Source organism: Microbacterium sp. CGR2 (assembly GCF_003626735.1).
Taxonomy (GTDB): domain Bacteria; phylum Actinomycetota; class Actinomycetes; order Actinomycetales; family Microbacteriaceae; genus Microbacterium.
In genome coordinates this window covers 3589941-3611940 of sequence record NZ_RBHX01000001.1, presented here as the reverse complement: position 1 = coordinate 3611940, position 22000 = coordinate 3589941, and the positions used below count along the sequence as shown (strand labels likewise).

Annotated in this window: 22 protein-coding genes, 1 pseudogene and 1 riboswitch; of the genes and pseudogenes, 14 read left to right on the top strand and 9 right to left on the bottom strand. The window is 64.6% G+C overall.

All coding sequences use genetic code 11. The features are described from left to right. The first annotated feature begins 33 nt into the window (after window positions 1-33). Both D7252_RS18055 and D7252_RS18050 read left to right on the top strand, forming a co-directional pair. Window positions 34-840: an SDR family NAD(P)-dependent oxidoreductase gene (locus D7252_RS18055; protein WP_183055350.1), complete on the top strand. Its 807-nt coding sequence runs from the start codon at window positions 34-36 to the stop codon at window positions 838-840. Beyond that, window positions 837-1661 carry an AfsA-related hotdog domain-containing protein gene (locus tag D7252_RS18050; RefSeq protein ID WP_120776643.1) on the top strand — a complete coding sequence of 275 codons (825 nt, stop codon included), beginning with the start codon at window positions 837-839 and terminating at the stop codon, window positions 1659-1661. The genes D7252_RS18055 and D7252_RS18050 overlap by 4 nt, the downstream gene beginning before the upstream one ends. A gap of 46 nt (window positions 1662-1707) precedes the next feature. On the opposite strand, the gene D7252_RS18045 is transcribed toward D7252_RS18050, so the two are convergent. The 3 genes from D7252_RS18045 to D7252_RS18035 form a co-directional block, all read right to left on the bottom strand. Further along, entirely contained in the window at window positions 1708-2355 is a 648-nt protein-coding gene (locus tag D7252_RS18045; protein WP_120776642.1) for a TetR/AcrR family transcriptional regulator, read from the bottom strand. 370 nt (window positions 2356-2725) lie between these two features. Further along, window positions 2726-3802, bottom strand: coding sequence for a site-specific DNA-methyltransferase (locus tag D7252_RS18040; RefSeq protein WP_120776641.1), 1077 nt, complete (start codon window positions 3800-3802; stop codon window positions 2726-2728). Window positions 3803-4053: 251 nt separating this feature from the next. Then, a complete protein-coding gene (locus D7252_RS18035) occupies window positions 4054-4677 on the bottom strand; it encodes a bifunctional 2-polyprenyl-6-hydroxyphenol methylase/3-demethylubiquinol 3-O-methyltransferase UbiG (RefSeq protein WP_120776640.1) in 624 nt (207 codons plus the stop codon). 207 nt (window positions 4678-4884) lie between these two features. Here D7252_RS18035 and mobF point away from each other — a divergent pair, with 207 nt between their 5' ends. Next, on the top strand, window positions 4885-8397 hold the full coding sequence (gene mobF, locus D7252_RS18030; protein WP_120776639.1) for a MobF family relaxase: 3513 nt from the start codon (window positions 4885-4887) through the stop codon (window positions 8395-8397). Window positions 8398-9183: 786 nt separating this feature from the next. Here mobF and D7252_RS20615 read toward each other — a convergent pair. Both D7252_RS20615 and D7252_RS18015 read right to left on the bottom strand, forming a co-directional pair. After that, window positions 9184-9636 carry a helix-turn-helix transcriptional regulator gene (locus D7252_RS20615; protein WP_374225793.1) on the bottom strand — a complete coding sequence of 151 codons (453 nt, stop codon included), beginning with the start codon at window positions 9634-9636 and terminating at the stop codon, window positions 9184-9186. A 655-nt stretch (window positions 9637-10291) separates the two neighbouring features. Beyond that, the gene (locus D7252_RS18015) at window positions 10292-11146 is read right to left on the bottom strand and encodes an NmrA family NAD(P)-binding protein (RefSeq protein ID WP_120776636.1); all 855 of its coding nucleotides are present in this window, start codon (window positions 11144-11146) and stop codon (window positions 10292-10294) included. A gap of 179 nt (window positions 11147-11325) precedes the next feature. Here D7252_RS18015 and D7252_RS18010 point away from each other — a divergent pair, with 179 nt between their 5' ends. Then, window positions 11326-11604 carry a helix-turn-helix domain-containing protein gene (locus D7252_RS18010; protein ID WP_308162528.1) on the top strand — a complete coding sequence of 93 codons (279 nt, stop codon included), beginning with the start codon at window positions 11326-11328 and terminating at the stop codon, window positions 11602-11604. 118 nt (window positions 11605-11722) lie between these two features. Beyond that, window positions 11723-12310 carry a helix-turn-helix domain-containing protein gene (locus D7252_RS18005; RefSeq protein WP_120776634.1) on the top strand — a complete coding sequence of 196 codons (588 nt, stop codon included), beginning with the start codon at window positions 11723-11725 and terminating at the stop codon, window positions 12308-12310. Between the two features lie 47 nt (window positions 12311-12357). Here the strand turns inward: D7252_RS18005 and D7252_RS18000 are convergent, their stop codons facing one another. Both D7252_RS18000 and D7252_RS17995 read right to left on the bottom strand, forming a co-directional pair. Further along, the gene (locus tag D7252_RS18000; RefSeq protein WP_120776633.1) at window positions 12358-12714 is read right to left on the bottom strand and encodes a multidrug efflux SMR transporter; all 357 of its coding nucleotides are present in this window, start codon (window positions 12712-12714) and stop codon (window positions 12358-12360) included. Next, on the bottom strand, window positions 12714-13028 hold the full coding sequence (locus tag D7252_RS17995) for a multidrug efflux SMR transporter (protein WP_120776632.1): 315 nt from the start codon (window positions 13026-13028) through the stop codon (window positions 12714-12716). Before D7252_RS17995 ends, D7252_RS18000 begins: the two co-directional genes overlap by 1 nt. Window positions 13029-13038: 10 nt before the next feature. Further along, window positions 13039-13104, bottom strand: a riboswitch (guanidine-III (ykkC-III) riboswitch). A gap of 71 nt (window positions 13105-13175) precedes the next feature. On the opposite strand from D7252_RS17995, the gene D7252_RS17990 reads away from it, so the two are divergent. The 8 genes and pseudogenes from D7252_RS17990 to D7252_RS17955 all read left to right on the top strand — a co-directional run bounded on the left by D7252_RS17990 (window position 13176) and on the right by D7252_RS17955 (window position 18976). Then, window positions 13176-13757 carry a helix-turn-helix domain-containing protein gene (locus D7252_RS17990; protein ID WP_183055347.1) on the top strand — a complete coding sequence of 194 codons (582 nt, stop codon included), beginning with the start codon at window positions 13176-13178 and terminating at the stop codon, window positions 13755-13757. Window positions 13758-13773: 16 nt separating this feature from the next. Then, entirely contained in the window at window positions 13774-14499 is a 726-nt protein-coding gene (locus D7252_RS17985) for a B3/4 domain-containing protein (RefSeq protein WP_259461141.1), read from the top strand. 244 nt (window positions 14500-14743) lie between these two features. Further along, window positions 14744-15739 (top strand): PLP-dependent aspartate aminotransferase family protein, encoded by a 996-nt coding sequence (locus tag D7252_RS17980; RefSeq protein ID WP_251050765.1) that lies wholly within the window; start codon window positions 14744-14746, stop codon window positions 15737-15739. After that, window positions 15736-16611, top strand: a pseudogene (locus D7252_RS20530) (dihydrodipicolinate synthase family protein); the annotation flags it as partial. The gene D7252_RS17980 and the pseudogene D7252_RS20530, both read left to right, overlap by 4 nt. A 37-nt stretch (window positions 16612-16648) precedes the next feature. Then, on the top strand, window positions 16649-17263 hold the full coding sequence (locus D7252_RS20525; protein WP_215111060.1) for a hypothetical protein: 615 nt from the start codon (window positions 16649-16651) through the stop codon (window positions 17261-17263). A gap of 75 nt (window positions 17264-17338) precedes the next feature. After that, the gene (locus tag D7252_RS20270; protein ID WP_215111005.1) at window positions 17339-17866 is read left to right on the top strand and encodes a hypothetical protein; all 528 of its coding nucleotides are present in this window, start codon (window positions 17339-17341) and stop codon (window positions 17864-17866) included. Then, window positions 17847-18164, top strand: coding sequence for a LysR family transcriptional regulator (locus D7252_RS17965; RefSeq protein WP_120776629.1), 318 nt, complete (start codon window positions 17847-17849; stop codon window positions 18162-18164). The genes D7252_RS20270 and D7252_RS17965 overlap by 20 nt, the downstream gene beginning before the upstream one ends. 422 nt (window positions 18165-18586) lie before the next feature. Beyond that, window positions 18587-18976, top strand: coding sequence for a universal stress protein (locus D7252_RS17955; protein WP_120776628.1), 390 nt, complete (start codon window positions 18587-18589; stop codon window positions 18974-18976). 35 nt (window positions 18977-19011) lie between these two features. Here D7252_RS17955 and D7252_RS17950 read toward each other — a convergent pair whose 3' ends face one another. Together D7252_RS17950 and D7252_RS17945 are read right to left on the bottom strand one after the other, a co-directional pair. Beyond that, complete coding sequence (locus tag D7252_RS17950; protein WP_120776627.1) at window positions 19012-19869, bottom strand: sugar phosphate isomerase/epimerase; 858 nt, start codon at window positions 19867-19869, stop codon at window positions 19012-19014. Continuing rightward, window positions 19866-20498: a TetR/AcrR family transcriptional regulator gene (locus tag D7252_RS17945; protein ID WP_120776626.1), complete on the bottom strand. Its 633-nt coding sequence runs from the start codon at window positions 20496-20498 to the stop codon at window positions 19866-19868. The genes D7252_RS17950 and D7252_RS17945 overlap by 4 nt, the downstream gene beginning before the upstream one ends. Before the next feature lie 401 nt (window positions 20499-20899). Here D7252_RS17945 and D7252_RS17940 point away from each other — a divergent pair, with 401 nt between their 5' ends. After that, a complete protein-coding gene (locus D7252_RS17940) occupies window positions 20900-22000 on the top strand; it encodes an MFS transporter (protein ID WP_259461140.1) in 1101 nt (366 codons plus the stop codon).

The window sequence follows — 22000 nt, the reverse complement described above, 5'->3', positions numbered from 1 at the left end:
GCGCCACAAAGCAACCCCGGAGAAAAGAAGCTCATGAATCGCTCACAACTCGTCGTCGTCACTGGCTCGACCGGTGGGATCGGTCGCGCGATCTGCCACCGTCTGACCGAAGACGGCTACAGCGTTCTCGCGGCATATGGCCAGGACCACGCCTCCGCCCAGACGCTGACCACCGAACTCTCGAGTTCGGGCCGTTCGCTCCACGTCGCATCTTCAGATCTTTCTAGTCGAGACGGTCTGGACGGTCTCGTGAAAGCAGTGGACCGCGTCGTCTCTGACAGGGGATACGCCCTCTACGGTCTGGTAAACAATGCGGCCCTCCTGACCGGCCCCTCGATGAAGGAGGCCACGGTCGAGCAGTTCGACAAGTATTTCGCAGTGAACACGAAAGCCGCATTCTTCTTGACACAAGCACTGACGGAGCGCATGGAGCAAGGCGGAAGCATCGTCAACATCTCGTCGGCGAACGCGCACTTCTCGAGCCCCGGGGACATCGTGTACGCCATGAGCAAGGCGGCCCTGGAGTCCTTAACGAGGAACGCAGCGGAAGCTCTCGCGCCTCAAGGGATTCGAGTGAACAACGTCGTTCCGGGATTCACCGACAACGGCCATCCCGCCTTCCAAAATCCGAGGGTGCGCGAGTACATGTCGAGCTTCTCGGTACTCGGAGGCGTCGCGGACCCGACGGACGTGGCGGACGCAGTGAGCTTCCTGATCTCAGAACGTTCGTCGCGAACGACCGGATCATCGATCGATGTCACCGGCGGTAGCACGTTGGGTGCGCGACTGGGGAAGAAGGCGAGCGTGCGGCACATGTTCGAAAGTACAGTAGAACGATGATCGCCTCCCCGGTCGATCCAGCGCTCACCCACAAGCGCGCAGAGAGCAATTCCTGGCTGACCTCCTATCGGGTTACCGACGAGGATGAGATGGAAGCCTCGTTCAGCCTTCCCAGCTCTACTGCCCCGCCACAGCTCCCGGCGTTGATGGAGGTCTGGCGACAAGCCGGTCTCGTGTTCGCCCACAGAGTTTTGCACGTCCCCATGGATCACGTGTTCGCCCTTGCCTCTATCTCCCTGCAGATGCGCGATCCGGGTTCGTGGCACCGCGTGTCGCGACAAGGCGTCTTGCACGTCTCAGACTGTGTGTTCTCCGTCACACGCTCCGTGGTTCGCGCCGCCAAAGCCTCCGCCAGAATGAGACTTGATAGTGGCGAGGTGCTCGAAGGCCGGTTGTCTGCTCGATTTCTGCCCGTGGGGACCTATGCGCGTCTTCGTTCCGCGTCGCCCGCACTGCCGCGTGAGGATGCTGCGTTGCCGACATCCGGCTATTCAGGATCAACGACCGGTGCCACGGCCCCAGGGCCGATGGTGCAGCCGTTCTTTGACCATGAGCACGATCATGTGACGGCGATGACGGTAGTGTCCGCGATCGAACGCACGGTCGCGGACACCTCGAAAGCAGCGCTACGTGGCCTCAAACTGGATTTCGAGACCTACATCGACGCTTATCCCGTGCCGGAGATACCCTTGACTACGGTGACCAACGGACAGTTCAAGGGAACTGTCTTGCAGCACGGACGACTCAAGGCAAGCTTCTCAGGTTCTATGGTCCCGGCCCTGCTCCCGGGCGTTCAAGCGTTCGTTCGGTGCCCGCTATAGCGTGACCCGACCGATGCCTGATCTGCAACATCTGCTGACGAGGACCTCATGTGGCAGAACGCCCGGGTATCGAAGATGCCGAACCTGTGCGCGGAGAGGAGAGAAGCTTCTCGAGGACGGGTTTTAGATCCTGGATTCGCGCCGGCAGAGACTGCCAGGAGTCTGCGAGCTCGGCGATGACCTGTGCGCCGACGAACATCTCATTGAATATGACCGCGTAGACCTGTGAGTCGATCTCCGGGTTGATCGATCCATCGCGGATTCCTGCGTCAATGATTGTGCGCGTGATCTCGATCCATTGAAAATACGGGGCGCTTGAGTGAGAACCGAAATCCGTGCCTGGTTGTGAGGAGAGCTTGATACCTCCTTGCACAACGACGTCGGACGAGATCAGCTCGCCCAGTCCACCGCCGAGACGGAGGAGCTTGTCCAAGCCGCGATCATCGCTGCCCGTTACCTCTGTCAGGACCTGCTTCATACGCTCTTGCTCATGGTCGAGCACGGCCAACGCGAAGTCCTTCTTGTTGCCGAAGTGAAAGTACATCGATCCGGGACTGACCTGCGCATCCTCGGAGATATCTTTCAGGCGCGCCTCGGCGTAGGTCATCCTTGCAAAGACTCGGCCAGCCGCGAGGACCAAAGCCTCTCGAGTTGCGATAGATCGTTGCTGGCGACCTCGATCTCCTACGGGCATTGAGTTGCTTCCCTCCTGAGGCGTTGACCTGCCAGATGATACCAACTAGTAAGATCTCCTGTTGGTTCGAAACGGGATCGTGGTGGCCGGGGGAACGGCTCGACGTTGAAGGTGGTTCGGTGGCAGCCTCGTTAGCGAAGCCGAGTGACGCATCCAGGGAACGAGTTAAGAGATGGGCTAGTTTTCCTCACACTGATCCATGGCGGCGTCGAGGCCCGCGCGCTGAGCATCCTGCGCGGCTCGGAGCCGGCGACGCTGGACAATCGCGACGACGACGCCACCGTCGCGATCGCCGTTGCCTTCGGCGGAGCGACCGAGAGTCGCCGCGCTGATTGTCAGAGACGCCTAGCCACGACGGGGAGTGCCGATGTCATCGGTCGAGTCGGGAAATGATCAGCGGCACAAACGACGGGTCCCTCTCTACCGCGACGACGTGGAACCCTACGCCCTTTGCTGCTTCCACCGTCGTACCCGAACCCGCGAAAGGCTCTAACACGGTCCCGCCCGGCGGTGTAACGAGTGTGACGAGCCAGCGCATCAGCCCGAGAGGCTTCACGGTTGAGTGAGAGATTCCGAACGCGCGGGGGCGCTCTGCGGGGGAGGGCTTGTGCTCGAAGCGGAAGATTGGGAACTTCCGTGATAACGATTCGCCCTGCCAGGTCCCCGTCAGCACATCTAGCGCGTCCGCCTGGTCTGCATCGAATGCGACATTGGTCGGCCACCGATCGTCAGCGAATCTGCCGCCGTCGATGTTGATCCCGCCGACTCCATGTTTGAGGATGTTCCCTACGATCTTTCCCCCGGGTGGTTTGCGGGCGATGATGATCGGCTCGAACGCGGGCCGCAGGGCTGTGCCCCAGCCCTCCCACCGTTTCGCGTCCGCAGTCACGGGAGTGCCTTTCGACAAAACAGTACGCGTCGCACCAAGCACCCCATCATGATTGCTGGTCTGCACGATGCGGTCTGTGCGTTGCGCGCCATCGTGCTTGTCGAGTGCGTGGGAGAGGTCCATGCTTTTAGGCATGCCGGTGGTGTGTAACCATGCAATCTGGTCTCGGATCTCGAACCCTGCATTCTCGATCCCGCGCACCATCCGGTGCCACGTGCGTGTACCGCCGAATGCAGCAAGGTGTGCACCCGGTTTCAGCGCCCATAGCGCTCCTGCAGCCCAGGCGGTGCACCAGGTTTCGAACACTTCGGGTGCACTCATCGCACTGGTGTCGACGTGGGGGAGTGATTCGCGGAATCCGGTTGCGTCATCCCAGGCGTGCCCGTTGAAGCTCAGGCCGTAGGGCGGGTCAGTGACGAGGGCGTCGATGCTGGCCTCGGGTAGGAGAGGGAGGAGCTCGACAGCGTCCCCTAGGTGGAGCGTGGCCCGGTCATCAGCGAAGACGGGTTCGGAGAGTTCGGTGAGGCGCGGGGCGGGTGGTGGTGTGGGGTCGGGCACGGCGGGGCTCCCTGCTGTTGGGGGCCTGTCCGCCGCTGTGTGCGACGAACTGGCTCACCTGGCAGGTACGGGCCACAGCGACCAGCCCGAGCCCTCACGGCGCCACGGTCGACGCATCACGAGACTCGCTATGGATTGCTTCGTGTCATCTGACGAGCCGGCCGAGTCTCGTCAACTCCCAGTGCCTCGAATCTCCCACACACGATCGGCAATCAACGATCTAATGGGACCGTGAGGCCTCTGGACTGTCGCTACTCGTGTCTGGTGAGCGACGTGCTGACGGGTTTCTCCCAGGCAAGGAGGTACCGGTAGTAGAGCCCGCTGCGAACCGTGCGTCCAGGAAGGATATCCCGGCTCATCTGCCGGATTGCCACGAGGTTCTCCTGCGGCTCTGCGATGGGGACTCCGATGTCCGCCGTCTCGCGGTGTATGAGGGATCCGATCCTCACGAGCGGAAGGGTCGCTGCCGAGAGGATCCAGTCGACCCGGGTGTCGTTCGCCGCGAGCCCGACGACCATCAGGTGCCCTCCGGGGCGAAGCAACGATGCAGCTTTCTCGAGCGCGGGCTGAAGCTCCATGTGGTGGAGTGTCGCTACAAAGGTGATGAGGTCGAACCGTGCATCACCGGGATGGAAAGACGCAAAGCTGGTGCACTGCAGCGAAACGTTCTCGGCGCCGTGCAGTCGGGTGCGTGCGTGTCCAATGGTCTCCGCATCTGGTTCAATGCCGACGGCTGTGGTGACGTGCGGTGCAAGGCGCTGCAGCAGGAATCCGTCGCCGCACCCGACGTCCAGCACGTCACGCACGTCGTCGCGTAGGCCGGTGCGGAGAATCCACCCGTGGTATGCGGTGTTGTGATTCCAGTAGTCGCCCACATCACCAGTCTTCCAGGACACTGCTGTCCATGGCACGTCACACCTTCACAGTGGAGGTGGTTGTCCGAACACCGTTCGATAGGCGATTGACGCCTGGCTCGGATCATGGCAATCGCTCACTGGCGCCACCCTGACATGCTGCAAAACGCAGAAAGGCACCGCTTCTCCGGCGTAGTCCGGTGGAAGGTCGTTGCGTACCTGCTGGATATGACGGTCTCCATCAGGGTGATGACCGCCGGTGACGGATACCGGTATCTACTCAACTCCGTCGTCACCGGCGACGGGGATCGTGACGCCGCTTCTTTGCTGACGAGGTACTACCTCGAGTCGGGGACACCACCGGGCACATGGACTGGATCCGGGCTCGTCGGGCTCCAAGGCGGTGTGGCCGAGGGCACGGCAGTGAGCGAGGAGCAGTTGCGGCGTTTGATGGGGTTCGGGCAGGACCCGAACAGTGGCGAGCAACTGGGTCGTCCATACCGGAAATTCGCCACCGCCGCGGAACGTGTCGATCGTCGCGTCGAGAAACTCTCCGGCACTCTCACCGACGAGAAGCGTGCGATCCAGACCGCGCTGATCGAGGCCGAGGAGGCGGCGAAGCCGACGGGCGCACCGGTGGCGGGGTTCGATCTGACGTTCTCAGTCCCGAAGTCCGTCTCGACGCTCTGGGCGGTCGCTGACGCTGGGATACAGGCACTGATTGCCCAGGCGCATCACGCCGCGATCCAAGATGTGATCGCGCTGTTCGAGCGCGATGCCGCGATGACCCGGATCGGCGCGAAAGGGCCGCGGGGCGCAGTCGCCCAGGTCGAAGTCCAGGGTGTGATCGCGACAGCGTACGACCACTACGACTCCAGAGCGTCGGATCCGCAGCTCCACACCCATGTCGTCGTCGCGAACCGTGTCCAGGCCGTTCATGACGGAAAATGGCGAACCCTCGACTCCCGGGCGATCCATGCTGCGGTGACGGGGCTGTCGGAGCACTACAACGCGGTCCTCTCCGACCACCTTACCCAGGTTCTCGGGGTGGGGTGGGAAGCGCGAGAGCGTGGCGTGGGGCGGTCGACCGCGTGGGAGGTCGCCGGCGTGCCGCAGGAGCTGATGGACGAGTTCTCCTCCCGCACTCGCGATATCGAGCAGGTCAAGGATCGCCTCGTCGCCGACTACGTGACCAAGCATGGGAGGCAGCCGTCGCCGAAGTTGTTGTGGCAGCTCCGACAACAAGCCACATTGGAGACTCGACCCCCGAAGCAGCACCACTCGCTGAGCAGCCTCACCATTGGGTGGCGAGATCGTGCGACCGAGCTTCTCGGGGAGGATGCTCCAATGTGGGCCACAACGCTGCTGGCCGAGAGCGTGGGGGAGCCGTTGCTGCGCGCGGACGACATCCCCCTGGGTGATCTCGATCAGGTGGCCGAGGGCGTGGTGGCGCGGGTGGGGGACCGGCGGGCGACATGGAAACGATGGAACCTTCACGCGGAGGCTGTCCGGCAGACGATGGGACTCCGGTTCGCGTCCGCGACTGACCGCGATCACGTCACCGAACAGATCGTCGACGCCGCAGAACGCTTCTCGCTGCGGTTGACTCCGCCGGAGCTCGCGTCGAGCCCGCCGACCTTCCGCCGCGCGGACGCATCGAGCGTGTTCCGCCCGAAAGCCTCAACTGTGTTCTCATCCGAACAGGTGCTCGCCGCCGAAGACAGACTCCTCACCGCGTCGAACGACAGGAGCGCTCCGACGGTGCCGCTTACGTGGGTCGAGCAGGCGGCGCGGAAGAAGAACCGAGACGGGCATGTGTTGTCACCGGATCAGGAGCGGGCGATCACGAAGATCGGCGTCTCCGCCCGCACCCTCGACGTGTTGGTCGGTCCAGCAGGAACCGGGAAGACGACGACTATGTCGGCGTTGCGGCGAGCGTGGGAGAAATGCCACGGCAGCGGTTCTGTGATCGGTCTCGCGCCGTCTGCGGCGGCAGCGGATGTCCTGGCCGGGGATCTGGGGATCTCGACGGAGAACACGGCGAAGTGGCTCTACGAACACCGCCACGGCAACTGGAACCTCACATCAGGCCAACTCGTCATCATCGACGAAGCCTCCCTCGCAGGAACGCTCGCCCTCGACGCCATCGCCGCCCACGCCGCCGAGGCCGGTGCGAAGGTGTTGCTCGTGGGCGACTGGGCGCAGCTGTCCGCTGTGGACGCCGGTGGCGCGTTCGGGATGCTCGTCCGCGACCGGGACGATGCCCCGGAGCTCACCGACGTGAGGCGGTTCCGTAACGAGTGGGAGAAACACGCCTCCCTCGGCCTGCGTATCGGCGACACCGACGTGATCGACACGTACCTCGACCACGGTCGGATCACGCCGGGAGGCTACGAGGACATCCTCGAGCACGCGTACCAAGCGTGGCGCGCTGACCAAGCAAACGGGAAAGTCTCGGTGTTGATCGCCGAGACTCTCGACACCGTCTCCGAACTCAACACCCGCGCTCGCACCGACCGAGTCCTTGCAGGCGACGTCGCCTTCGACGGCGTTCGACTTCATGACGGGAACGAAGCCTCCCGCGGTGACCTGGTCATCACCCGAAAGAACGACCGACGACTCGCGATGGGGCGAGGGTGGGTGAAGAACGGCGACCGGTGGACTGTGACCCGCGCGAACGTTGACGGATCTCTCACTGTCCGCCTTGCGCACTCCAAGTGGCGCACCACCATCACCCTTCCTGCCGCGTACGTGAGCGAACATGTCGAGCTGGGGTACGCGATCACTGCGCACCGCGCACAAGGTTCCACGGTCGATACCGCGCACGCGATCGTCTCGTCACCAGAAATTACCCGTGAGTCTTTCTACGTCGCGATGACTCGCGGACGGGAATCTAACTGTGCCTACATCGCCACCGACCAACATCACCTGGAAGAACATCAGCACCGTGACGACCTGCAGGTGACCGCTAGGAGCATCCTCCACGGCATTCTCCAACACGTCGGTGCCGAGCATTCCGCTCACGACACGATCACCGCTGAGCACGAAGCGTGGGGGTCGCTGGCGCAGTTGGCTGCCGAATACGACACCATCGCTCAAGAAGCTCAGCAACACCGATGGATCGCCCTGCTTGAGCGAGGCGGCCTCGCCACCGAAGCGGTCGATGAACTCGTCCAGACTGAGTCATTCGGGGTCCTGACCACCGAGCTGCGCCGTCTCGAAGCCGCCGGCCACAACATCGAAAGCCTTCTGCCACGGGTCGTGCACGCAGGGAACTTTGACGAGGTCGATGATCTTGGCTCGCTGCTGCGGTACCGGATCCGAAAGCTCACCAGCACGTACCCTCCCAGCGCTCGCCGTGCCGCAGGGCTCATCGCTGGCGTCATCCCGCGAGCCACTGGAATTTCCGATCCCGAGGCGCAGCGAGCGCTCGAAGAACGCGAACACCTTATGGACCGACGCCTCAACGCTCTCACCACAGCAGCGCTCGAGCAGCCTGTTCCCTGGACGGCAGGACTCGGCCTTCTCGGTGCCGAGGCCCGCATGGTCGCGGTCCGAGCGGTTGCTGCGTACCGCGACCGATGGAGCATCACCTCGACCAGTCCGCTGGGGCCGGTACCCGCCGACGATGCGCAACGCATCGACTACGAACGCACCCGAGACACACTCACCCGCCCGCAACAGGACACCGGCGAAGATGGCCGAGAAGCCCCGCGGCGACGGGGCGGGAGAATACTCTAGGCGTAATTCCAGAGGCGTTGTGAACACGGGCGGCTGGACCTGACCGCCGATCACGGAGTGTGGGTGGTGGTCGTGACTTCTACGCCCGCGGCGCGAAACAACGCCTGCGCTCTGTGCCAGAATGCGACCGCCGTCTCCTTGTGCTCGTCGGAGAGTAGCTCTGAACAGGCGACCCTGAAATGGTCATCGGCGGCGTGATGCAGGTATGCGTATCCGGTCTCGTGCTTACTATGGCGGGCTCCGGTTGTCGGCCGGAGCGGGAGCCCAGTGGAATGATTGAGATGAGGCAGAAGCGGCATGTGGAGCGCGCGAGGATGCTTCCGACCCTGGAGCGGGGTATCCGTAGGTGGTACCTGATCCGATGCGTCCACCACTGCCCGATTGACACGGAGAGCAATGATCCCACGCTCGGTTCGCTGCGCGGTGCGATGGGGCAGCGATTCGGTCTGGATGCGATGCGTCAGGGGTAGCCCTACCCGAAGAGCGGTCAGCCATTTTACCCTGTTGATGGCAAGCATTAAAAGCGCTCGGCCGCGCAGCGCACCGGCCATCCCTGATGGTCAGCGATGAGCGCAGCCCCGCTCATCATCTGCGGCCCTGTGAGCGTCCTGCTCCGGGTGCAAGCGCGGAGGCGCGAGCCGATCACGTTTGAACGCGCCCTGCGCCGGCGCCCCGGTCAAACTCGACCTTCGTAACGGGTGTATGGCCGCGCCGGGGATTAGGTCGTCGATTAAACCGCGGGTTGTTGAGCGTGGACGAAAACGGCTCGCCGTTCCTGAGTGGCCATCATGGCTGCGTACGAGCTCCTGAAAAGGTGCGGGGGCTGACCCCGAACCTTTGCGTGAAAGCACGACTAGCGGCCGATGGGCTGGCCCATCCGCTCGCGCGCGCGGCCTCCGCCACCGTCACATCTCCTCGTGCGAGAAGCGCTGCCATAGATTCGAGTCGCGCGCTGCGTAAGAAGCTAGCCGGTCCCACTCCAACTGTTCGACGAAATAGGCGCCTCAACTGAGATTCGGAGAGGGAAACAGCGCGAGCAAGGTCTGACACGCTCCAGGGACGGCGAAGATCGCTGTGGAGAAGGCGGAGAGCTGCGGCAACCTCGCTCCGCACTGGGCCCGAGCGGCTTGCCTTCGCTCGCGGCTCATTCCGGGGGTGCTCTGCATACCTTTCTAGATCCTCGAAGATCTCAGCAGCGGTTCGTAGGACTCTCAGCGACCTGTCGCGCAGTGCTGTCATTGAAGTGAGCTCGAGTAGTTTCGGCCTCAGTACGTCCATGGTCGTGGCGGTGATACGAAGGAACCGAGGGTCCCGGTCTTCTGGATGCATGAACTCCAGCCCCCGTCGTAGAGGATGAGTCCGCGGGATCCAGCGGATCTGCTGCGCGAGAAAATCGCGCTGGATATGGAGGAAGACGGTGCTCACGTGCCCGTGCGGCACCGACGAGCACCACGCGTTCTCCGGAATGGTCACGATATGTCCATGCGAAATATCCGCCACCCCTCCTGCGTGCCTGAGGCGAGTTGCGCCGGCGGTCACGAATGCAACAGTGACAGCCTCGACGCGCACCCGCTCCGTCGCCCCCAAGAAAGTGACGTCATGCGCGCTGAGAGGCATCTGGGAGTCACCAAACACTTTGGACGCGCTTAGATGGATCATCTGTGTACTCTCCTCTGCCAGGCGAATGTCATTTGCTGGAGCGGATCCGCAATTCAGGCAACAGTGCGGCGGCGGTTGACTCATCCGGCATCCGGCATCCGTCGACCAAGACCGAGCGACTCCATGGCGTCGTGGGAAGCGGCTCGGCACTAAATCCCCGCGGTCGCCAGAACGGAGCGATCATGCGGTGACCCCCAGAACCATCCGCAACTCGTCCGCCCCAGCCTCCGAAGGTCTACCTGATCGCGCGAAGCCCTTCGAGAAGTGGTGTGGTAGGTCGACCGAGGATTCCAGACAGCGTGCGATCTGCCGAATCGAGCGCACCGTCGGCGATGCCGGCGTCGAGCCCGGCGACGAATCCAGCAGTGCCCTCATCGAGTCCCGCGGCGCGGAGGCTGTGGATGAGCTGCTCAGAGGTCAGCGGCTGGTAGCTGACGTCGCTGCCGAGGAGAGCACCGACGGCGGATGCGAGCTCCTCGTATGAGAAGGCGTCGTCGCCGACGAGTTCGAGTGTTCGCCCGAGGTAAGCGTCATCCGTGATCGCGATGGCGGCAGCTTCGGCGTAGTCAGCTCGCGCCGCGGCAGCCACGCGGGCATCGCCCACCGCGGCAGCGATCACACCGGACTGGCGGGCGCGCTCGACGTCCGGTGCGTAGTTCTCGATGTACCACCCGTTGCGCAGCAGCACATGGGGGATCTCGGACACAGCCAATGCCTGCTCGGTCGCCGCGTGCTCAGGTGAGAGGGGGAGCGGGTTCGTCGTGGCCTGATAGACACTCGTATAGGCGATCGCGTTCACCCCGGCATTCTTCGCAGCGTCGATGACGTTCTGATGCTGGACTGCACGCTTGCCGAACTCGGAGCTGGAGACAAGCACGACCCGCTCGACACTTTGGAAGCCTGCGACGAGTGTGTCGGGTCGGTCGTAGTCGAACGGGACGACGCGGACACCGAGGTCGGCGAGATCGGCGACCTTGTCAGGCGTGCGTGCGCCGGCGACGATATCGGCCGGTGCGGTGCCGCGGGCGATGAGGCTGCCGATGATGAGATGGCCGAGGTGGCCGCTGGCGGCGGTGATGAGGATTGTCATGAGGCTCCTTTCAAGCGCTTCCCTATACGCAAGACGATCCCGTTCCACAGCATTCCAGAATGTGGGTACCCACTTTTTGGTAGGGTCCATACGTGCCAGTTAGTTTTGCGGAATTGCGCGCAGCACGCTCGGGAGTATTCTCCGCAGACTGCCCGTTGCGCTCCGTACTCGATCATGTGATGAGTCGTTGGGGGGTGCTCGTGCTCTACGCGCTCTCGGACGGGAGGAAGCGATGGGGCGAGTTGCGCCACGAGGTCGAGGGCATCAGCGAGAAGATGCTGTCGGTGACCCTGAGAAAACTCACTTCTGATGGGTTAGTCTCCCGGAAGTCCTTCTCCACGGTTCCCCCTCAGGTGGAATACAGCCTCACCCCTCGAGGTCGGGAGCTGATGGAGCTCATGCTCCCCCTGCTCGGATGGATCGTTGACAACGCTGACGAGATCATCGAACAGAAGTGACGGTCGCAAATGGAAACAACTCGGGGAAGTGGAATGAGGCAAGCGGGCTGGCAACCTGCCCGCCCGTCCGCGTGCGCTTTCAGACCGAGTAGGAAGAGTGTCGGTCTAGGATGCGTAGGTGAGCGATACCCCGAAAGTTCTGGCTGCGGCGATCGGCGTTCGCGTCAAGGAACGTCGAACGATGTTGCGGTGGACCCTCGACAGGCTTGCCGAGCAGGCGGGGGTCAGCCGCCGCGTCATCGTGAACATCGAGCAGGGCTCGACCAACCCGAACATCGGCACACTGCTCCGCGTGAGCGACGCTCTTGGCGTGGGTCTGCCAGAGCTCGTCGAACCGCCGGAACTTGACCTCGCGCGGGTGACGCGCGACGGTGATGGTGCTGTCCTCTGGACCGGTGAACATGGCGGACGTGCTGTGCTCGTCGCCGGCACGAAGTCGCCGAACGTGATCGAGCTCTGGGAGTGGTCCTTGGGAATCGGAGATCGACACAGCAGCGAACCCCACGTGAGCGGCACGCGGGAGCTCCTGCAGGTACTCGCCGGCACTGTGGAAGTGATCGTCGGCGCGGAGACCTTCACGCTGGAACTCCACGACGCGATCACCTTCAGAGGCGATGAGCAGCATGCCTACGCGAACGCGGGCGCCGTCGAGGCGCGATTCGCTCTCACGGTGTTCGAACCCGTTCCCGGTGGCGCCCACCGCTGACGAGGGTTTATTTCGGGGCGAATATCCCCCGATACCTCGAGCGGAAGTCAGCTCCAGGCCACTTGCGGAGGCGGTGTCTTCTCGTCTCCCGAAGGAACGAGCTTGAGCCCGATGACAGCCGCGATGATCCCGATGATGAAGATGATCTTCCCTGGGGAGGCGGGTTCCGTCCCCGTGAGCATGGCGTACGCCACGGTGAGGGCGGCGCCGACACCGACCCAAACGGCATAGGCCGTGCCGATAGGGATGGTTTTCACCGCCCAGCCGAGCCCGGTCATGCTGAGGACGACGGCCACGATAAAGACGGCCACGGCCGCCGGCTGGGAGAACCCCTCGGACAGGCCGAGCGCGGTGGCCCAGACAGCCTCGAAGACGGCGCTGATCAAGAGCACGATCCAGGGCATCAGCTGACCGCCTTGAGTCCGATGACCGACCCGATCAGGAGCAGCAGCAGCAGCACTCTGGCCATGGTCGGCTTCTCCTGCTTGGTGATGAATCCCCACACCAGCGTCAGCGTGGCGCCGATCCCGACCCACACCGCGTAGGCGGTTCCTGTCGGGATCGTGTTCATCGCCCAGGCGAGGCCGGCGAGGCTCGCGCCCATCGAGACGAAGAAGAGCACGGTCGGACGCCATCGTTTGAAGCCCTTCGACGCGGACAGCGCCGCTGCCCATACTGCTTCCAACATGCCGGACAGGATCAAGATCAGCCACTCCACAGGAGGCCCTTCTGAGTCAGTCTTGTCCGATGCGGGTACTGCTCCCTCGTCCGCGAGCGCTCGTGCTGCGCTCCGCGATGAGCCTAGTGGAGTCACTGGCTCGATTTCCACATTGACTACACCATGTAGTGCAGTATTATGCACTACATGGTTGATCCCACTCGTTCCCTGTCGCAGGCGATCGGCAGGCGCGTGAAGCATGAGCGCACCGCGCGTCGGTGGACGCTCGATCGACTCGCGGAGGCTGCAGGAGTGAGCCGGCGCATGGTCGTCAATGTGGAGAAGGGCGAAGCCAATCCCAGCGTTGCAACGCTGGTTCGCATCAGCGATGCTCTGGGCATCGGACTCCCGAGTCTCGTGGAGGCCCCGACCGCCTCCGAGACCAGGGTCACCCGCCGTGGCGAGAGATCCGTTCTCTGGCACGGACGCAACGGGGGATCGGGTGTGCTTCTCGTTGGCACCCGCACGCCGGACTCGGTCGAGCTGTGGGAATGGAACCTCGGTCCAGACGATGAGCACAGCAGTGATGCCCATGCGAGGGGGACACGCGAACTCCTGCAGGTGCACAGCGGGTCGGTGAGCGTCCGCTCGGGAAACGAGGTGCAGGACCTGGCGGCAGGAGACGCGATCGTCTTCGCCGGCGATGTCGCCCATGCATATGCCAACACCGGCTCCAGTCCGGCGAGCTTCCGGCTCGCTGTCTTCAAGCCCAAAAGAACGAAGCATTAGAGAAAGAGAGGTTGCTGTGGCCACCAATGATGAACTCCAGGCGTTCTTGGACGAAGCCTTCGTCGCGCCGAAGGTCTTCCAGCTGAGACCCGACTATCGGGCTCTCCTCATCGCCGTCGACGGCATCGAACCGGGGGAGAGCGATGAGCGGAGCGAGGCGCTCCTCGTCCGAGCAGAGAACGTCGCGGCGTCAGCGCTCGCCGCCCACCCCGTCGAAGAGCTGCCGCACATCGCCGCCTGGCGCGAGGCGTACCGCGGGTTCGGCGCCAAGCCGCAGCGCACGCGAAACAGCCTCGAGGCGCTGACCCGTCGCGCCGAGAGCGGTCTTCCCCGAGTCAACCGCCTCACCGACATCTATAACGCGATCTCGGTCATCCATCAGCTTCCGCTCGGAGGCGAAGACCTGCTGCAGTACAGCGGATCCCCGCGGTTGACACGAGCAGAAGGGACCGAGAATTTCGACACCGCTGCCGCGGGTGAGATCGTGATCGAGCACCCCGACGCCGGAGAAGTCATCTGGGGCGACGAAGTGGGCGTCACCTGCCGTCGCTGGAACTGGCGCCAGGGCCGCCGGACTGCACTGAATGACGAGACCACCAGCGCGCTGTTCATCCTCGATGCGCTGGAGCCGTTGACGGACGAACAGCTCACTGCTGCGGCAGACGAGCTCGTGGGCGCGCTGTTGCACCTCGGCACGACCGTCACCATCGCCCGCCGTGTGCTGGCGAACACCGAGAACTAGGAGAAGAACATGGCAACGCATCCTGACAAGCACGATCCCGACTCCGTCGACTTCCTCACCTGGGCGGTCCACGGAGGGAACAGCATCGATGAGGGCACCGGCGCGGTCCGCACTCCTCTCGTGATGGCCAACTCATACCGTCTGCCGCAGGACCCTGCGTCGATGGACTGGTCTGCGACCGATCGGCTCACCTACGCGCAACGGCGGTGCCAACCAGCAGGCGCTGGAGATCAAGCTCGCGGCGATGGACGGGGGCGAGGCCGCGGCCGCCTTCGCCACGGGTGTCGCTGCCCTGCACGGCGTCTTCTTCACCCTGCTCAGGAGCGGCGATCATGTCGTCGTCTCCAACGTCACGTACGAAGCCGTGTGGCGGTTGTTCTCGGAGCTCTTCCCGGAGCGTTACGGCATCGAGGCGACGTTCGTCGATGTCGGCGATCTGGAGGCCGTGAAGGCGGCGATCCGCCCGAACACGAAACTCGTGCACGTGGAGACGATCGCCAATCCCACGACGAAGGTCGCGGACATCCGAGCGATCGCAGAGATCGTGCACGCCGCCGATGCGCTTCTGACGGTCGACGGCACTTTCACCCCGCCGCCTCTCTGCCGCCCCCTCGCTGACGGCGCCGACCTCGTGATCCACTCGCTCACGAAGTACATCAACGGCCATGGTGACGCGATGGGCGGCGCCGTGATCGGTCGTGCTGAGCTCGTCGAACGCATCCGTCACGACGCGGTCGTCGATGTGGGGGGAGTGATCTCGCCGTTCAATGCATGGATGATCATGCGAGGCTCGGTGACTCTGCCTCTTCGTCTGGCTCAGCACCTCGCCTCTGCGCAGAAGGTCGCCGAGTTCCTCGCGAGCGATCCCCGTATCGCTTTCGTCGAGTACCCGGGCCTCCCGGACCACGGGCAGCACGAGCTCGCCGCCAGGCAGTTCGGCGGACGAGGCTTCGGCGGCATGCTCGCGTTCGCGGTGGACGGAGATTCTGACTCCCAGAACCGCTTCGTTGACAACCTGGGCGTGATCACGTCGGCGGTGTCGCTCGGGCACGACGAGACGCTCATCGTGCACGTCGGCCCTGACGCCCGAGGCGGAAGCGAGAGCTATCCTGCGGGCTTCCTCGAGTACGGTCACCTGCGACTCGCGGTGGGTCTCGAGTCAGTGGGTGACCTCATAGCCGACATTCGCAACGCGCTCGACAAGACGGAGATCACCAGAGCCAGGAAGGCGGAGCGGTGACATCCCCGTTCCGCGCGGTGAGCGGGGTCAGCGCCTTCCCGCTGACCCCGCTGGTCGACGACGCACTGGATGCGGACGCTTACGCCAAGCTCATCCGTCGATTGGCGACGAGCGGCGTGGACTCGATCACCGCCCTCGGATCCACTGGCTCTTTTGCGTATCTCGACGTCGAGGAGCGTGCAGAGGCGACGAGAATCGCCGTCGAGAACGCCGGCGACGTTCCGGTGCACGTGGGCATCGGCGCTCTGCGGACCAGCACGGTCCAGCGGCTCGTCGAGTCTGCGCAGGAGGCCGGAGCCGCCGGTGTCCTGCTCCCCGTGATGACGTATCAGGCGTTGTCGGAGGATGAGGCGTTCGGGCTGTTCGAGACCGTGACCCGCGATCTGAGCGTGCCACTGATCGTCTATGACAACCCCGGCACCACGCACTTCTCATTCACCGATGAACTGTACGGGCGGATCGCGCGGCTGCCTCATGTGGCCTCGATCAAGATCCCCGGCGTCCCGGGCGGTCGTGAGGCCGCGGCGCAGCGGGTGAGCGAGATTCGCGCGCACCTGCCGGCGCATGTCACGATCGGAGTGTCCGGTGATCCGTCTGCTGCCGACGGTCTGATCGGCGGCTGCGATGCGTGGTACTCGGTGATCGCGGGGACCCTGCCCGAACCGGCGCTCCGTATTCAGCGTGCGGTGCGCAGCGGTCGGGCCGACGATGCCCAGGCGGAGTCCGAGCGGCTGGCCCCGCTGTGGGATCTGTTCGCTCGATTCGGCAGCCTTCGAGTCATGGCCGCCGTGGCGGAGCACTACGGTCCTGCTGCTCCGCAGAGTCTCCCGGCTCCGGTGCGAGGACTGGCACCCCACGCGGCGCACGAGGCCGTCGCCATCGTCGAGCGACTGGATCGCAGCCTTCGTGATGAACCGCTCAGGCGGTACGGGCGGGGGAGGGGCCGCGCGCTATCTCGCGGCGGCGACCCTCGTCCGTACCGCCGATGGGGGCGCAGTCGTCGGTGTCGTGCTCCTCGTGACGTCGACGGGCGGACCCTCCTGGGTAGCGGGGGTGATGGGCGCATGCATCACGATCCCGCATCTGCTCGGACCCTTCGTCGCGCGCACGCTCGACACCGCACGAGACGGACGGAACGTACTCGCGCTCGCGTGCATCGTCCACGGGGGCCTCCTCGCCGCTGCTGTCGTCGCATACGGTGCTGGATGGATCTGGGCCTGCGCGCTGCTGCTGCTGGGATCGGGGCTCGTCGGCCCGCTGCTCACGGGAGGCATCAGCTCGCGCCTCCCTGCGATCGCAGGACCGGAGCAGCAGGCCCAGCGTCGCGCGCAGGGATGGGACGTGGCCACCTACGGGATCGGTGGCACCGTCGGGCCGACGATCGTCGCCACTGTCGCGGCATGGTGGTCGCCGTCTGCGGCGCTGCTCATCCTGGCGGCCGCCGTGCTCATCGCCGCAGTCGCGGTGCGCCTGCTTCCCGCAGACGACACGCGGACCGATGCCTCCGAGGTTCCGCGCCCCTGAGCGACTCTCACATTGATCGCGCGTCGCGGCCCGCTGCGTCGCACCCTCTATTCGACCATCGCAGTGGCCCTAGCTGTGGCTGTTCTGCCAGTCGTCGCCGTCGCCAGCGCCGCCCGCTATGAAGCGCAGCCGGCAGCGGCCGGAATTCTGACCGCGGCATACGGCATCGGTGGTCTCCTCCGCTCGGTCGCTGTGATGGTGCGTCCCTTCCGAGGTGACGCGGACGTCGGGGTCCCCGTCCTCGCCGCCGCAGTCGGTGTCTCTCTCTTCGCCGTGTTCATCGCTTCGGGCTTCGCCGCTGCGCTCGCCGGGTACGCCATCGCCGGCATCCTGAACTCGCTCTTCTTCGCCTCGACTCTTGCCGCACGCAGCGAGTATGCACCTCAGGCCGCTCGCGGGCAGGTGTTCGTCTGGGTCGGAGCGTTGAAGATCACGGCGGGGTCACTCGGAACTGCCGCGGCCGGGACCCTCGTCGGCATCGACCCTCGCATACCGGTCGCGCTGGCATCGGTCCTTGCCATCCTCATCGCCCTCCTCTCGAGCATCGATCGAGCTGCCATCTCTCGCAGGAAGGAGCAGGTCGATGACGATGCTGCCCACTGACCTCGTCCGCACCCTCGTCGTGATCGCTGACACCGGATCGCTCGACGCAGCGGCGAGAAGACTCGACATCACGCCATCGGCCGTCAGCCAACGCCTCAAATCACTGGAGACGCTGGTGGGTCGAGTGCTGCTGGTGCGCTCGAAGCCGGCCCGTCTCACCGAAGCTGGCGACGCGCTCGTACGCTTCGCGCGCCAGACCCAACAGCTCGAAGAGGACGCACTCCGCGCCCTCGGCATCACATCTGAGGGAGCGCGAGCGCGAGTCGTTGTTCGCCTCGATACCGATCTTCGCGCGTAGTGGGCTGAAGCCATCACCGATGCTGCGGGGGCCGTTCCGATAGACCTCGACGTGTTCGACGAAGACGCGACGGGCGAGCGCCGCCCCGGTGGCCAGCTGGCGATCAACATCACCGTCGAGCCTGAGGAGACCCCAGGCTGGGAGACAGTGTCGCTCGGGCGGGTGCGCTACGACGCTCGGTGCGCGGGGGGGCTGCTGGAGGTCGCAGAGCAGCATGGGGCCGACTTCATCGTCCTGGGATCCGGTGTCGACGGAGCGAGCGGACACGTGGCGATCGGTGCGGATGCTGATGCCGTGCTGCATGCGTCGTCGATCCCTGCCGTGATCGCGCCTCGAGGGTTCCGAGCGCCGGACGACGCCGTCCTCCGGCGCGTGACGGGGGCGATTCGTGGCGCGGAAGCGACGCAGGTTTCGTACGGAGAGTGGCGGAAGTCGCTGTCCAGCTGGGCGCTGCACTCCGGCTCGCCTCCTTCGCGGTGGTTCCCCTGGACTCCGGAACTTCTGGCGCCGGGCGCGACGTGGGCGAGCGGATCGCCGACACATGGTCGCTGGACAGCATCTCTAGGATGGCGCGGATGCTCTCTGAGCTGCTTGATTCCCACAGAATCTCGAACGGGGAGGCAGCGGTGGTGGGGAGGGGAGCGACGTGGGAATCGGCCGTCGGCGATATCGGGTGGCGGGAAGATGAGGTCCTCGTCCTGGGATCGAGCAGCGGTGGGTCGCTGTCGAAGGTCTTCCTCGGCCCGCGAGCGGCCAAGATCGCCCGGAACTCCCCTGTGCCGGTGCTCGTCCTTCCTCGCCAACGTGGGTGACCCGGGAGGTGAGCGGACTGGCTTGCTGACAGCCTTCAGAGATGACTGTTCAACACTTCGGCGCTCTTCTGGAAGCTCGTGATCGGTGAACGGTCGATCCAATTGCGGTGTGTCTCGAGAATCACCGCTCGGGTGCCGGCGATCTTCGCCTGCTCGATGAATGCGGGGATGTCCATGGTGCCGAGGCCCAGCTCCACGGCATCCGACTTGTCGATCGGGGTCATCGCCACACCTCTGCGTCGGGTTCCTCGATCGGTGATGTGGCACAGCACGACGCGTTCGCCCAACTCGCCCATCAGCGCCAGCGCATCGACTCCGGCGGCGGTCGGCCAGTAGCAGTCGAACTCGAAGTTGAGGAAGGCGGGATCCGTCTCGGCGACGAGGAGGGAGTATGCCGTGCGACCCGAGGCAAGGCGACGGAACTCGACGTTGTGATTGTGGTACAGAAGGGATATCCCGCTATCCGCGAGAGTGCGCCCGGCCGCATTGAGTTTCGCTGCAAGGCTTCGGACCATGGCCTCGTCGGTGTAGTCGAACCGGTGCATGCCGGTGACGACAACGTGGCTGGTCTCGAAGCTCCCTGCCCGTGAGATCACGGCATCCGGCTCGCGTTCGATGGTGCCGAGATCTTCATGGAGGCCGACCGCTTTCAGCGAGGTGCTGCGGATCAGCTCCGGCCAATCGAGCCGACCGCCTCGGCCGACCGGCATCCCGGAGGCTCTCGTCAGCGCGCGCACGAAAAGAGGCGTCGGGCGGGTCATGAAGCCATTGAGCTCGATGGCCTCGAATCCCGCGTCCTCGAGCAGCCCCAGTGTCTTGCGGGCCTGGACCTCGGTCGACAGCACAGTTCCGAGCTGGATCTGCTGGATCGCCTTGAGCGGGCGGCTGGTCATTCCTTGCCCTCTGACGTCGCAGCCGGCGGCTGCGCGGCGATGAGCTTCATGAAGATCGTCAGCAGGCCGAGAGCGTCTCGCGAAGGGTCGAGCAACGACTGAATCCGCAGGCCGTCGACCATGGCGAGGACGAGCGTGATCTTCTCATCCGCCGTCAGCAACTCGTTCTCCTTGGTGGGCAGAGGCCCGTCGGTGAACCGGGAGCGCATGCGCTGGCGACGTCCGAGGAAGAACTCGTGGGCAGGGTGGTCTGGGTTCGTGGCGGCGACCGAGAGCGCCAGCCAGTTGCGCTGGAAGTCCGGATGCCTGAATTCATCGGCCAGCACGGCGCTCAGGATCTGCTCGCCGGGCACATGCGCCGTCATGATCCGAGCGGCGACATCCTCCTCGTGCTCCTCCCGCTGCGCGAGGGCGGCGGGCAGCAGCTCTTCCTTGCCCGAGAAGTGTCGGAGGAGCGCGGCGTGGGTGAGACCGGCGCGGCTGGCGATGTCGCGGAGTGATGCCCGCTCGTACCCGTGCTCGGCGAAGCTCGCGAGCGCCGCGTCGACGATCTGCGCGCGTCTCGCCGGTGTGCCTGCGCTGGGGCCTCGGCGACGAGGTGTGTGCTCTTCTGCCAGCGATGAGGTCATCCCCACAGCCTCTCACTTTTGCCTTCTGTTACCAAAGTGGTTACGATCGCTCCAGATCGCAATCGGTTGCCAAACGGATTTCGACCGCATCTCGCGAAGGACGCCCAGTGGAGGGCGCCGGGGATCACTGAACGATGAAGGAGTCCAGGTGACCAAGAGTGAATTCGACCGCAGCGACACGATCGACTCGATCGCCGCGACGCAACCGGTAGGCGGCAACACACCGGACGGCACGCCGCTGGAGGGCACGCCCGTCGGGGCCGAGCCCCCCGCTCGTGTCAGCGGGGGATACATCTTCTGGCTGATGCTGGCCAACTTCGGCGCATCCATTGCCATGATGGTGCCGCTCGCCTACGGCCTGGCGCTGCGCATCACCGAACTCGCCCCCCGGGCACGAAGAGGTGCTCGGGTACGTCACCGGCACTGCGCAGCTGATCTTCCTCGTGCTCAGCCCGATGATCGGGATCTGGAGCGACCGCACGCGGTCGCGCTTCGGTCGACGCACGCCCTTCCTGTTCCTGGGTGCCGCCCTCGGCCTGGTCGGTGCTGTCATCATCGGGTTCGCTCCGAACCTCTTGCTCGTCGGCGCAGGATGGGTCGTGGCCATGACCGGGTGGTCGACCGCGGGAGCAGCGATTCAGACGCTGCAGGCAGACAAGCTCCCGGAGGAGCAGCGCGGCAAGGTGTCTGCGCTGACAGGACTCATGACGCAGGTCGCACCGGTGCTCGGCATCGGGATCGCTTACGCGGTGTCGTACAGCACCTTCCTCGTGTTCTTCGTTCCTGCCGTGATCGGCGTGGTCCTGCTCGTGCTGCTCCCGACCTTCAAGAAGGAGGGAAGCTCGAAGGATCTGGTGGTCGATTCCACGGTGACGCTCAAGAAGGTCATCTCGGGCTACGGATTCAACGCCCGCAAGTATCCCGACTTCGCCTGGAACTGGGTCGGCCGCATGGTGTTCTTCGTCGGTCTGTACTTCAACACCACTTTCGGCACGTTCTTCTACGCGCAGCGACTCGACCTCCCGGTCCGCGAGGTGGCCGGCGTAGTCGCCACCGTCGGAATGCTCGGTGTCGTGGCTGCTGCCGGTGGCGCGCTGCTCGGGGGCTTCCTCTCCGACAAGCTCAAGCGACGTCGGCTCTTCGTGCTCATCGCCGCCTTCATCTTCATCGGCGGCGCCCTGGCTGAGGCGTTCGCCTGGTCTCTGCCGCAGCTGGTCCTCGGCGCCGTGCTCATGCAGCTCGCGATCGCCGTCTTCGCGACCGTCGACCAGGCCATCGTCTACGCGATCATCCCCGACCGAGCGGAGTCCGGCAGATACATGGCCGTGGTCGCTTTCGCGCAGAAGATCCCCAGTGCGATCGCGCCCCTGCTCGCTCCGCTGATCATCACGATCGGTGCCGTGGGAGCCGAGAAGAACTACACGCTGCTCTACCTCATCGGTGCGGTGTTCGCCCTCGTCGGCGGTCTGATCATCATGTTCAAGGTCAAGGGAGTGCGTTGA